This is a genomic window from Streptococcus parasanguinis (genome assembly GCF_001073155.1).
Classification (GTDB): Bacteria; Bacillota; Bacilli; order Lactobacillales; family Streptococcaceae; genus Streptococcus; species Streptococcus parasanguinis_D.
The window spans coordinates 45124-57859 of the sequence record NZ_JVEE01000026.1; the positions used below are offsets into that span (position 1 = coordinate 45124).

Here is a 12736-nt window from a genome sequence, read left to right on the forward strand (position 1 = left end):
GAGAAATCCGAGCCTCTTCGTATCTAGAATAATCTGAGAAATAGGAACCATCTAGACACCTGCCCTCCTCTCCAAAGAAGGGGCAGTGTGAATAGTTCATTGACTGTACAAAATCTTCTTGGAAATAGTAGGAGTAGATTTAATAGTACTGAGTGGTTCTAAATAAATCAGAACTTAGAATAAATCGTTGAATCAGATAAAATGATCCTATTTCTTTATACAGAAATATTTTAGATACTAACTGTATTATACATATTTATTTGTAAAAACGCAAGAACTACCAAAAAAAGTTTTTCCGAAGTTTTTATACTCCTATTTAAAGGGATTCTTGAACGGTGTCAGAAGAAAGTCAGCTAAATCTAGGGGAAACTGCCCTCTTGACTATTTTCAAGTTTTTAAAAATTTTTCCTAAAAAATAAAATTATTCTCCTTTGACTATCATTTGGTCGTCCATTGTGTTATACTAGATAAGTTGCAAACTTGTATGAGAGAAATGCTAGGGAGGCAGAACAGATGGAAGGATTCTGTTCGAAAGAAGACTCCCGCAAATAGGATCATGTTGCCTATTTGTTTGAAAAAACGATTCTAGTCAACAACATCCGTTAGGACGCAAAACATTTTTCTCTAAAGAAAATGTAGTCTTAAACAGACGGACTAGTTTTTCTTTAGATGAGTCTTGCGACAGGTGACCGGGAAGGTGACTTCCTATGCAATCAGTGCGTATTCGCATTGAAAGAAGTTTGATAAAGTGGCTTCGCACCACTTTTTAGAAAGAAGAAAGAATTGAAATTCAATGAATTTAACTTATCTGCTGAATTATTAGCAGAAATCGAAAAAGCTGGCTTTGTAGAAGCGAGCCCGATCCAGGAACAAACCATTCCGTTGGCTCTTGAAGGAAAAGATGTCATCGGTCAAGCGCAAACAGGGACTGGTAAAACAGCCGCTTTCGGTCTTCCAACTTTGGAGAAGATTGATGTCGATAACACAGTAATCCAAGCCCTTGTTATTGCTCCGACGCGTGAGTTGGCGGTTCAAAGTCAGGAAGAACTCTTCCGTTTTGGACGCAGCAAGGGTGTTAAAGTCCGCTCTGTCTATGGTGGATCAAGCATTGAAAAGCAAATCAAAGCCTTGAAGTCAGGTGCTCATATCGTTGTGGGAACCCCTGGACGCTTGCTAGATTTGATCAAGCGCAAGGCCTTGAAACTCGATCATATTGAAACCTTGATCTTGGATGAAGCAGATGAAATGCTCAATATGGGCTTTTTGGAAGATATCGAAGCTATCATTAGCCGTGTTCCAGAAACACGTCAAACCTTGCTCTTTTCAGCAACGATGCCAGAAGCCATTAAACGCATTGGTGTTCAGTTTATGAAAGAGCCCGAACACGTTAAGATTGCGGCCAAAGAATTGACCACCGACTTGGTCGATCAATACTATATTCGTGTCAAAGAAGGCGAAAAGTTTGATACCATGACTCGATTGATGGATGTCGAGCAACCGGAGCTTGCCATTGTCTTTGGTCGGACTAAACGCCGGGTCGATGAATTGACGCGTGGCTTGAAGATCCGTGGTTTCCGAGCAGAAGGGATTCACGGAGATTTGGATCAAAACAAACGTCTTCGTGTCCTTCGTGACTTTAAAAATGGGAACTTGGACGTCTTGGTGGCAACGGACGTTGCGGCACGTGGGTTGGACATTTCAGGTGTGACCCATGTCTACAACTACGATATTCCACAAGATCCAGAAAGCTATGTTCACCGGATCGGACGGACAGGTCGTGCTGGGAAAACAGGGCAATCCATTACCTTTGTTTCGCCAAATGAAATGGGCTATTTGCAAATCATTGAGAACTTGACTAAAAAGCGGATGAAGGGAATGAAACCTGCAACAGCAGCAGAAGCCTTCCAAGCGAAAAAACAAGTAGCGCTGAAGAAAATTGAGCGAGACTTTGAGGATGAAAAAATCCGAACTAACTTCGAGAAGTTTGGTAAGGATGCTCGCAAATTGGCTGCAGAATTCACTCCTGAAGAATTGGCTATGTATATCTTAAGCTTGACCGTTCAAGATCCAGATAGTCTTCCAGAAGTTGAAATTGCGCGTGAAAAACCATTGCCATTTAAACCATCCGGTGGTGGCTTTGGTGGGAAAGGCAAAGGGGGCCGTGGAAATGGCCGTCGTGGAGACCAACGCCGTGACCGAAATCGCAGAGATGACCGTGAAGGTGGACGCCGTGATTTCAAACGCAAGTCCAATAAAAATAGCCGAGACTTTGAAGGTAAAGGCAACAAACGTCCTCATCGTACTTCTAATGAAAAGAAAAATGGATTTGTCATCCGCAATAAAGGGGATAAATAAGTCCTAAAGACGGTCTAGCAATAGGCCGTCTTTTTAATGAAAATCAAAAATACAAGGGTTAACTAGCTGTTAACCCTTGTATATTTATAAGGAGACCTAAATGATAACTGACTCTTTTAGAAAAATGTATCATGATAAGGAGCATCCTAAAAAAGTCAGAAAACAGAAAGAACGGATTCCTAAAGCGGAATGTTTCTGTTAACATATTAAGTTTACAATTATTTCTAAGCTTTGTCAAGGTTTTTTTCTTATATTTTTAAAATTTTTAACGAAAAAGATAAAAATTGACAATCTTAGCTAAAAGGTTATAATGAATATAATAACTATATTAATCATAAAGAGGTGTCGTCCATGGTGATTGCATTAAAAAACGATGATCTAGAAGTACAATGTAAGACATTTGGAGGGGAATTGAGCTCCATTCGTAATAAAGAAGGCGTAGAATATCTCTGGCAAGGGGATCCGGAGTATTGGTCGGGACAAGCGCCTGTTTTGTTTCCAATTTGCGGAAGCGTTCGTAATGGCCGAGTACAGTATCATCTAAAAGATGGAGTGAAGACAGGTCAGCTGCCAAGACACGGTCTCATTAGGAAGAGAGAGTTTGAGCTTAAAGAACAAACAGACAATCGTCTTGTCTTTGAAATTACCTCTAACGAAGAGAGCCTGCAAAATTATCCCTACCATTTTCGAGTTGAAATCGTTTATGAATTACAAGGAAAAGAAATCACCATCACCTATCGTGTACAAAATTTAGAGTCTGATCAAGTCATGCCTTATTTCATTGGAGGGCATCCAGCCTTTCATTGTCCTCTTTTAGCAGATGAAGACTATGAAGACTACGAGTTGATTTTTGAAAAAGAAGAAACCTGCAGCGTCCCTCTCTTGTTCACAGAAACTGGATTGGTCGATCGCCTGCAGCGGACGCCATTTTTTGATCATAAGCGTAGCCTACCTTTACGACATGAACTATTTGAAAAAGATGCCATTATTTTAGATCAGTTAACCTCTAAATCTGTGAAGCTGATCTCGAAAAAATCAGGTAAAGGTTTGGAATTTGATTTTGCAGATTTTGAAAATCTGGTCCTTTGGTCTACTAATAACAAGGGCCCCTTCATTGCCTTAGAGCCTTGGACAGGTATTTCCACATCTGCAGAAGAGGGCGATTTCTTCGAAGACAAAAAAGGTGTGATCCAGTTGGACCCTCAAGAGACGCGGAGTCATCAGTACCGTATCACCATTTTATAATTGAAAAACCGTTGGACTATGGAGTCCGACGGTTCTTTTTGATATAGTTTAGCTTTGCCTGGCGCGATTTCTTTTTAAAGAGAGCTTCGGCAGACATCGCAGAGGGTTTATCTGGATAGGATTCTTTGTAAAGAAGTTTAACGGGGAGGCGAGCCCGTGTGTATTTGGCCCCTTTTCCAGCATTATGAGTCTTCAGGCGTTTTTCGACATCAGTGGTATAGCCAGTGTAGAGAGAGCCATCCGCACACTCTAAAACATACATGTAAGCCTTAGTTTCCATAGTAGATCTCATGAATCTCATCTGTATAGCTGCCATCTTCATTGTGAATAAAGAGAGGAGGCAGAATTTTTAACCCATCCAGTGAGCCATCCTTGATCGCCTCAATCAATAACATATTCGCCTCTTTGGTCACTTTTGGATAGACAAACTGGATCCGCTTAGGTGCAAGATTATAGCGCTTCATGGTTTCGATGATATCCAAAAAGCGATCTGGACGATGGACCATCGCTAAGCGACCATTTGATTTGAGAACCCGCTGGGCCACATGGCAAATCTCATCTAAATTGGTGGTAATTTCATGCCGGGCTAAGAGGTAGTGTTCACTCTCATTGAGATTGGAATGCTCATCAACCTTGAAATAAGGGGGATTACAGAGGATAATATCCACCTTACTCCCCTTGATATGTTGAGGCAAATGCTTGAGGTCATCGGTGATCATGGATATTTGCTGGTTCAAGCCATTGAGGGCAATCGAGCGGGTAGCCATATCCGCCAAACGTTCCTGAATTTCGACACCAATGATCTGAGCCTCTGTTCGGGTACTTGCAAATAGTCCCACAGCTCCATTTCCAGCGCAGAGATCCACGATCAATCCTCGCTTGGGCAATTTTGGAAAACGCGAGAGCAGGACGCTATCCACGGAGTAACTAAAAACTTCCCGATTTTGTATGATTTTTACATCACTTGAAAAGAGTTGGTTTACGCGCTCGCCGTCTTTTAATTCGATATCTGTCATGGCTCTATTATAGCATGAAAAGAGGCTCGGGGAAAGGTGGGCAGAACAGAAAAAGTTGAGAGTTTTTCTCTCAACTTTTTTTAATCAAATTCATATTTTTGTAGAATCGTTGTGAGGATAAAGACTCCTGTAAAGATGGCCATCAATGCCAGATAAACTGGGAAAGTAGTGGCTGTAAGGAGTGAAATCTCGATCAAGTTTTTCAATACGACCGCAGATGCGTAGAATCCTACAACAGAGAAGAGAATGAGGAGGGCTCGCCAGATATTTAGTGGAAGGCAGGCACGGATGACGGATAGGAAACCGATGGATCCAAGTAAGTAATAGGATACAGTAGACATATCGGCTGCAGACCAACCATGGCTTGCTCCCCAAAGGCGAATGAACAAGACACTAAAGACGACCATCAAGGCGCTTGGTAAGGCTAACAGAAGGGAACGTCTTAAGAAGTGTTTTTCAACCGGTTTGATATTGCGTTCAAAGGTCAACACAAATGGTGGGAATCCTTCGACGAATTGGTCGATCAGGGTGATTTGAATAGGGATGAAAGGGAAAATCAGCAAATAATTGACGTTGAAGAAAAGGGCACTGGCGATACAGATAATAGCCAAGAGGAAGGAATAGATCGTTTTGATAAAGAAGATTGGAGCGATTCGTCCAATGTTATTGACCACACGACGACCTTCGAATAGAATTTCTGGAACATCATTAAAGTCAGAGTTCAAAAGAACAATATTTGCAATTTGACGGGTTGCAGGATCTCCTTCAGCCATTACGATGGAGCAGTCTGCTTCACGAAGAGCAAGGATATCATTGACTCCATCTCCTGTCATAGCTGTCGTTCGACCAGCTGCTTTCAAGGTTTGGATGAGCAGTTTTTTCTGGTGAGGAGACACGCGCCCAAAGATAGCTGTTTCTTCTGCTTGATCCACTAATTGATCATCAGAAATTTTTGAACAATCGACGTAGTTCTCATAATTTTTGAAGCCAGCTTGTTGAGCGATATAAGAGACTGTTACAGGGTTGTCACCGGATATGATTTTAAGATCCACGCCTTCAGAGCGCAAATACTCAAGAGTATCTGAAGCCCCTTCACGAATGGGGTCTGTAATCTCAATAACGGCAATCCCTTCAAGATTTTCAGGTAGTTTCAATTCCTGCATGCTGATCCGTTCTGAACTGTGGGCTAAGACGAGAACGCGCGATCCACGGCCTTGTGCTTCGACGACAGCAGTTGGATTTTCTTGAAGGAGCATTTCAGGAGCACCGAGAAAGACAGTTCCGAGGTTGGATAGATGCATAGCTCCCCATTTCCGATCACTTGAGAAAGGAATAATGTTTTCTGCAGTATAAGCATGCTCCAACTCTCCATAAGCCTTGCGAATAGCTTGAGCAGTAGGATTGGTGTCCTCACTATTTTGCATGTAAGCAGAGAGGATGACCTGGATCGTTTCCTCAGAAAAATGTTCGGATAAGCTATGGAGAGCTTCGACTGTCATCTTTCCTTGAGTAATGGTCCCGGTCTTATCTAGACACAAGGTATCCACACGCGCCAGGGTTTCCACTGAATACATTTCTTGAACAAGAACCTTGCGCATGCCGAGCTTAATGACAGCAGTCAAGAGAGACGTAACTGTCAGAAGGGCGATTCCTTTTGGCAACATTCCCAGGAGAGCTGTGGAAGAATTCACGACAGAATCCTTGATCGGCAGCATCTTGATCAACAATGCTTCAAAGAAGAGGGCAAGGCCAAATGGGATGATAATTTTACCAGTGAAGCTTGAAATTTTCGCTAAGTTATAAAGAATACGCGAATTGATAGGCTTCAAGGTTTTAGCTTCCATCATCAGTTTGTTGGCATAGTTGTTTGCTCCAACTCGCTTGACACGGGCATAGACTTGACCACTGGCAATATAACTACCAGAAAGCAGTTCATCACCAACTTCTTTTAAGACCAGGTCACTCTCACCAGTCAGCATAGCCTCATTGGCTTCTGCAATACCAGACATGACTTCGGCATCACTAGGGATCTGCTCACCCGAAGATAAGAGCATTAAATCACCTAGAACAAGCTTTTCTGGTGGAATCGCATCTTTTTCCCCGTCACGAATGACAGTCACTAGCTCACGACTCATGAGGTTGAGCTTATCAATCATCCGCTTGGCGCGCATCTCGGTCATGATCCCTGTAATGGCATTGAAGCAAATGACTGCAAAAAAGATCATATTGCTCCAGGCCTGTACAGCAGCCAAGGCCACAGCAATCACAAAGTTTAAGGTATTAAACAAGGTGAAGACGTTGCGCTTGATGATTTGCCAGGTGCTGGTACTGGTATTCGTTGTAAAATCATTGGTTTGTCCGCGATCCATTTTCTTGCGGACTTCACTGAGGGACAAGCCCTTTAAATCAATAGTTTCCATAGACAATATGATATCATTTTTTTGAGAAAAAGACTATCTAGAATCGGTCCGCTGAGACAATTTTTATCTAAAAAAGGTTTGCGGTCAAAATCAGGATACGGTATAATAAGAAAGAACCTTTTACAGGATGGAATATCTTGTAGAGAGACGAATGAAATGGATTTGAGGAACAACTATGTTTTATACCTATTTACGTGGCCTTGTTGCCTTTATTCTTTGGGTTTTAAATGGGAATGCCCATTACCATCATAAGGACAATATTCCAGATCGGGAAGAGAACTACATCTTGGTATCCCCTCACCGGACTTGGTGGGATCCGGTCTATATGGCCTTTGCAACCAAGCCAAAGCAGTTTATCTTTATGGCGAAAAAAGAACTCTTCACCAATCGTATTTTTGGCTGGTGGATTCGTATGTGTGGGGCATTTCCGATCGACCGTGAAAATCCGGGAGCAGAAGCCATTAAGTATCCTGTCAATATGCTGAAAAAGAGCAACCGTTCTTTGATTATGTTCCCAAGTGGAAGCCGTCATTCTCAAGACGTCAAAGGTGGTGTTGCCATCATTGCCAAAATGGCGAAGGTCCGTATCATGCCAGTGACTTATACTGGTCCAAGAGACTTGAAAGGGTTGGCAACAGGTGAACGCATTGATATGAACTTCGGACATCCTATTGATATTTCAGATATTAAAAAGATGAATGACGAAGGAGTGGCAGAAGTTGCCCGCCGTATCCAGGAGGAGTTTGATCGCTTGGATGCGGAAGCACAAGCGATCAACACCCCAACAAAACCTTTTATCTTGATTCGTTTGTTAAAAATCCTTTTGATTCCCCTTGTCTTAGTCGTTGGCATCTTGACCTTGCTCTTTAGTTACCTAGCAAGCTTTGTATGGGATCCAGACAAACATCGGAAAAATAAGTAAAAAAGCTGAGAGTTTTTCTCAGTTTTTTTTATTTTTACGAATAATAAAAGTGAGAGGAGGTTTCTTATGGAGGATATCATCGAAAAAATCAAAGAATATAAGCTCTTTTTAGCTCTTACTGCTATCGGACTCTTACTTGGAGGGTATTTTCTTTTTCATCGACCTCAGTCAAGTGCATCCACCATACCGGATCTTTATCAGTCTTCGAGTTCAACTTCGAGCAAAGAAAAGGTGCAGACCGCTAGTTCCAAAGAAGAAAAGACGGGGACTTCTGTGTCTGATGCACCTGAGATCATTACGGTCGATGTCAAAGGAGCCGTCAAACAACCAGGTGTCTATGAGTTGCGCTCCAATAGCAGAGTCCACGATGCCATTTATAAGGCAGGCGGGATGACAGCAGATGCCAATAGCCAATCGGTCAACTTGGCGCAAAAACTCACCGATGAAGCAGTGATCTATGTTGCTAAAGAAGGGGAGGATGTTCCAGCACTTGGAAGTTCAGAAAGTCCTGCAACTTCGTCAGCGCCAGCAGAAAAAACAGGCAAGGTCCATTTAAATCGAGCAACCGAATCAGATCTCCAGACCGTATCAGGCATTGGCCAGAAACGTGCCCAGGATATTATCGCCTATCGCGAAGCAAATGGTCCTTTTCGATCAGTGGATGATCTGAAGAATGTTTCAGGAATCGGAGAGAAAACACTGGAGAAACTAAGAGATGCTTTCACGGTGGATTAAAGACCTTCCTTTTTCGCTTGTCCATCTCGCCTTTTTGCTCCTATGGCTGTATTTTAGTATCTATCAACCATCTTGGCTTTCAATCATCGGTCTAGTAGTAGTGGGAATTTTAGCGGTTCATCACTATAAAGGGGATCGCTCAAGTTTGCTAGGGCTTGGTTTAGCATCCCTTTGTTTTGCGGCCTTCTTTGTCTTTCAGCGACTACAGGATCATCCAGTACAAGCAGAAAGTCAGCCCCCATCCCACTTACGCCTGATTCCAGATACCATCAAGATCAATGGGGACGCCCTGTCTTTTCGTGCTAAAAATCAGGGAAGAACCTATCAAGTCTTCTACACTTTAAAATCAGAAAAAGAAAAACAGCAGTGGCAAAGTCAAACCCACTTGCTGGAGTTGACATATAAAGGTGTTATAGAAGAACCAGAAGCGCAACGAAATTTTAGAGGATTTGACTACCGGTCTTATTTGGAAACACAGGGAATTCACTATCAAATAAAAATTGAAGCGATTCAATCTGCGGTTCCCATCCAAACGTGGAATGTTTTTGACTGGCTATCTCAATGGAGGCGCCAAGCCATTGTTTGGAGCAAGGAGCACTTTCCACAGCCGATGAACCAGTATATGACCGGCCTTCTTTTTGGTTATTTAGATAGGGATTTTGAAGAGATGGATCAGCTTTACACGAGTTTGGGAATCATCCATTTATTCGCCTTATCTGGGATGCAGGTCGGCTTTTTCATTAATGGGATCCGAAAAGTTCTCTTACGCCTAGGGATCTTGCAAGAAACAGTCGATATTTTGATGGTTCCAATCTCTTTGGTCTATGCTGGCATGACAGGTTTTTCTGTTTCAGTGGTTCGCAGTCTCTTGCAGAAGATCCTCTCTCAAAAGGGCATCCGAGGGATGGAGAATATGGCGATGACCTTGATGCTCTTAATGTTTCTCATGCCCAAGTTTCTCCTGACAGCTGGAGGGGTTTTGAGTTGTGCCTACGCCTTTATTTTGACCTTGGTAGATACCAGTTCTTATTCCGGAATGAAAAAGCTACTAGTGGAAAGTTTATGGATTAGCCTGGGGATTTTGCCCCTTTTGACCTATTACTTTAGTGTCTTTCAACCGTGGTCACTCCCTTTAACCTTCCTCTTTTCTTTCTTATTTGATCTTGTCCTTCTTCCAGGTTTAACGGTGCTATTTATCTTATCGATTCTAAAGCCCCTTACAATTTTTAACAGTTTCTTTCTTCTTATAGAGGAGTGTATTCGTTGGATTTCAAAGCTCACGTCGCTACCTTTGGTATTTGGTCAGCCGACGGGACCAGCTCTGATCGCTCTCTTCCTTCTTTTAGGGATCTTGTATGATCTTCGAAAGCAAAAAAAACGTCGTTTCCTGTTAATCGGTATGATTCTACTCATCTTTTGTTGGACCAAGCATCCTTTAGAAAATGAGATTACCATGGTGGATATCGGTCAAGGAGATAGTATCTTTTTACGCGATTGGAAAGGAAGAACCATATTGATTGATGTCGGAGGACGTGTCACTTTTAAAAGTGGAGAAAAGTGGCAAGAGCGCAGTCAATCTGCTAATGCGGATCAAACCTTGATTCCCTATCTCAAGAGTCGTGGTGTTGGAAAACTCGATGCTTTGGTCTTGACTCATACAGACCAGGACCATATGGGCGATATGGTGGAGGTTGCCAAACAAATCCCAGTTAAAAAAGTGTATGTCAGTCCAGGTAGTCTAACTAATTCTCAATTTCGAGAGAAATTGAAACAGCTTCATAGTCCGATTAAAGTAGTCCAGAGAGGAGATCAACTACCTATTTTTGATCATCATCTAGAAGTCTTATCCCCTGATGAAGTGGGGGATGGTAAAAATGATGATTCGATTGTCCTCTATGGGCAGTTCTTTCAGAAACGATTTTTGTTCACGGGTGATTTGGAAGAAGCTGGAGAGAAAAAACTATTGAAAAACGATCCACAATTACAAGTAGATGTCTTGAAAGTAGGCCACCACGGTTCTAAAGGTTCCTCTAGTGATGTGTTTTTAGATCAGTTACATCCTCAGTTGGCCTTGATCTCTGTTGGAAAGAAAAATCGCTACCAACATCCCCATAAAGAATTGCTCGATCGTCTAGAGGAACGCTCTATTTCTTACCTTCGTACCGATGAAAGGGGAGCGATTCGCTTGATTGGGTGGGACCATTGGAGGGTAGAAACGGTCCGCTAGAGACGAGGAGAGGTTTGCTTTCTATGCTGAAAATTGCTATTATAGAAAGTGAAATCAATGTAAAGGTAGAATCGTATGAACGCATTTAAGCAATTTTGGATACAGTATGCAGATTTTTCAAGTAAGACCAGTCGGGCCCATTTTTGGCTAGCTTTTTTCTGGAATTCCCTGATTTCTTTGCCTCTTTGGGTTTTTTACATCGTGACCTCTTTATCCCATCAAAATGCTCAAGAAACGCTCAATTTTTCAACTGTTCATTCTAAGACAGGTTTATGGGCGCTCGCTTTCTTAGCATTCTTTTACTTCCTCATTTTGGTACCCAGTCAAGCCATTTGTGTACGTCGCTTGCGGGATGCGGGAATCCATTGGTCTTGGATCTTTTTGAACCTTGGTCCGGTTCTGCTCTATTTGTTGACGGGGCTAGATATTTTCCTATTTCTTTGGGGGATTACAGTTATTTCTCTCTTGATTCTCATGATGCTTCCAGGGAAAAACACCTTCCCACAACCAGTAGAAACTCCTATGGGAGTGGCTTCTGAACCACAGGTCACAGCGACAGGGGGGAGCTTTGGAGGCAACTCGTTTGAGCAAATCCCTAATTTTGTAGCAGCACCTGATTTGTCTGATGAAAAACCACCATTGGAACAAAGAATGGCTGCTGAACACGAAATCCACTAAAGTGATAAAGATAAGAGAGTTTCATGCAAGCAATTACCGACATTAAACATCTGACGGTTCAAACTCTGCCTCCTATTCTTGTCTTGACGGGTGAGGATGTAGGTCAATTTGAATGGTTAAAAAAAGACATTTTAAAAAAAATAGGCTATGATCCCTCAGATTTGAATTATTCTTATTTTGATATGAAGGAAGCCTCCTATGCTGAAGTCGAGCTGGATTTGGTCAGTCTTCCCTTTTTTGCAGATGAAAAAATTGTGATTTTGGATCACTTATTGGATTTGACCACTGCCAAGAAACGCAATTTAACCGATGAAGATCTGAAGCAATTTGAAAACTATTTGGAAAATCCTTCTGAATCGACCCGTTTGGTGATATTTGCAGAAGGAAAATTAGATAGTAAGCGTCGCTTAGTCAAACTCCTAAAACGGGATGCCCAGATCATTGAAGCAACATCTCCTAAAGAGCAAGATTTAAAGTGTTATTTTGCAAGTCAGGCACAAGAATTGGGCATACAGTTTGTGGGCGATTCCTTGGACCAGCTACTCTTAAAATCTGGCTATGATTTTGGAGAGTTACAGAAGAATCTCGCTCTGTTGCAGGCTTATAAAGAAGATGGTCAGATTACCCTCCAAGATATTGAGGAGGTTGTTCCAAAGTCCTTGCAAGATAATATTTTTGATCTGACACAGATGATTCTCAAACGCCAAATCGATCAAGCCCGGAATTTGGTTAAGGATCTCCGCTTACAAGGAGAAGATGAAATAAAATTGATCGCTATTTTGTTGGGACAATTCCGAATGTTTTCTCAAGTTAAAATTTTCTCAGAAGAAGGTCAATCCGAAAGCCAAATTGTAGCGAGCTTGTCGGAGTTGTCAGGACGCAAGGTCAATCCTTATCAGGTGAAGTTTGCCTTACGGGATAGCCGCAGGCTTTCCTTGTCCTTTTTGAAGCAAGCTATGATGACCTTCATCGAGACGGATTATGCGATTAAAAGTGGAACATATGAAAAAGACTACTTATTTGATTTGGCCCTGTTGAAAGTAGCTAATAGCGTCTAACGATGAATGAAATCACAAGCAGATTAGTTGAATAATTTAGCTGTTTACGTTATCATCAAGTCAGTAATAAAGAAAAGAGG

At 42.0% G+C, this 12736-nt stretch carries 10 protein-coding genes; 7 read left to right on the top strand and 3 right to left on the bottom strand.

The features are described 5' to 3' along the window. Positions 1-783 precede the first annotated feature (783 nt). Complete coding sequence (gene cshA / locus ADH92_RS03860; RefSeq protein ID WP_049497241.1) at positions 784-2355, top strand: degradosome RNA helicase CshA; 1572 nt, start codon at positions 784-786, stop codon at positions 2353-2355. A 351-nt stretch (positions 2356-2706) separates the two neighbouring features. Then, positions 2707-3600, top strand: coding sequence for an aldose 1-epimerase family protein (locus ADH92_RS03865; RefSeq protein WP_049497242.1), 894 nt, complete (start codon positions 2707-2709; stop codon positions 3598-3600). A 16-nt stretch (positions 3601-3616) separates the two neighbouring features. Here ADH92_RS03865 and ADH92_RS03870 read toward each other — a convergent pair whose 3' ends face one another. The 3 genes from ADH92_RS03870 to ADH92_RS03880 form a co-directional block, all read right to left on the bottom strand. Then, positions 3617-3880 (bottom strand): GIY-YIG nuclease family protein, encoded by a 264-nt coding sequence (locus tag ADH92_RS03870; RefSeq protein WP_049472126.1) that lies wholly within the window; start codon positions 3878-3880, stop codon positions 3617-3619. Next, complete coding sequence (locus ADH92_RS03875; protein ID WP_049497244.1) at positions 3870-4616, bottom strand: tRNA1(Val) (adenine(37)-N6)-methyltransferase; 747 nt, start codon at positions 4614-4616, stop codon at positions 3870-3872. Before ADH92_RS03875 ends, ADH92_RS03870 begins: the two co-directional genes overlap by 11 nt. Positions 4617-4696: 80 nt before the next feature. Beyond that, positions 4697-7036, bottom strand: a complete 2340-nt coding sequence (locus tag ADH92_RS03880; RefSeq protein ID WP_049497246.1) for a cation-translocating P-type ATPase — start codon at positions 7034-7036, stop codon at positions 4697-4699. 175 nt (positions 7037-7211) lie between these two features. Between ADH92_RS03880 and ADH92_RS03885 the strand changes: the two genes are divergently transcribed. The 5 genes from ADH92_RS03885 (at position 7212) to holA (ending at position 12656) form a co-directional block, all read left to right on the top strand. Then, on the top strand, positions 7212-7958 hold the full coding sequence (locus tag ADH92_RS03885; protein ID WP_003006324.1) for a lysophospholipid acyltransferase family protein: 747 nt from the start codon (positions 7212-7214) through the stop codon (positions 7956-7958). A gap of 66 nt (positions 7959-8024) precedes the next feature. Beyond that, positions 8025-8693 carry a helix-hairpin-helix domain-containing protein gene (locus ADH92_RS03890; protein ID WP_049497249.1) on the top strand — a complete coding sequence of 223 codons (669 nt, stop codon included), beginning with the start codon at positions 8025-8027 and terminating at the stop codon, positions 8691-8693. Continuing rightward, positions 8674-10920: a DNA internalization-related competence protein ComEC/Rec2 gene (locus tag ADH92_RS03895; RefSeq protein ID WP_049497251.1), complete on the top strand. Its 2247-nt coding sequence runs from the start codon at positions 8674-8676 to the stop codon at positions 10918-10920. Before ADH92_RS03890 ends, ADH92_RS03895 begins: the two co-directional genes overlap by 20 nt. Positions 10921-10995: 75 nt before the next feature. Then, positions 10996-11598: a DUF805 domain-containing protein gene (locus ADH92_RS03900; RefSeq protein ID WP_003006331.1), complete on the top strand. Its 603-nt coding sequence runs from the start codon at positions 10996-10998 to the stop codon at positions 11596-11598. 23 nt (positions 11599-11621) lie between these two features. After that, a complete protein-coding gene (holA, locus tag ADH92_RS03905; protein WP_049497253.1) occupies positions 11622-12656 on the top strand; it encodes a DNA polymerase III subunit delta in 1035 nt (344 codons plus the stop codon). Positions 12657-12736 lie beyond the last annotated feature (80 nt).

Coding starts and splice junctions, on each gene's coding strand:
- ADH92_RS03870 (WP_049472126.1), bottom strand. CDS start 3,880: ATGGAAACTAAGGCTTACATGTATGTTTTAGAGTGTGCGGATGGCTCT.
- ADH92_RS03875 (WP_049497244.1), bottom strand. CDS start 4,616: ATGACAGATATCGAATTAAAAGACGGCGAGCGCGTAAACCAACTCTTT.
- ADH92_RS03890 (WP_049497249.1), top strand. CDS start 8,025: ATGGAGGATATCATCGAAAAAATCAAAGAATATAAGCTCTTTTTAGCT.
- ADH92_RS03885 (WP_003006324.1), top strand. CDS start 7,212: ATGTTTTATACCTATTTACGTGGCCTTGTTGCCTTTATTCTTTGGGTT.
- ADH92_RS03900 (WP_003006331.1), top strand. CDS start 10,996: ATGAACGCATTTAAGCAATTTTGGATACAGTATGCAGATTTTTCAAGT.
- ADH92_RS03880 (WP_049497246.1), bottom strand. CDS start 7,036: ATGGAAACTATTGATTTAAAGGGCTTGTCCCTCAGTGAAGTCCGCAAG.
- holA (WP_049497253.1), top strand. CDS start 11,622: ATGCAAGCAATTACCGACATTAAACATCTGACGGTTCAAACTCTGCCT.
- ADH92_RS03895 (WP_049497251.1), top strand. CDS start 8,674: ATGCTTTCACGGTGGATTAAAGACCTTCCTTTTTCGCTTGTCCATCTC.
- ADH92_RS03865 (WP_049497242.1), top strand. CDS start 2,707: ATGGTGATTGCATTAAAAAACGATGATCTAGAAGTACAATGTAAGACA.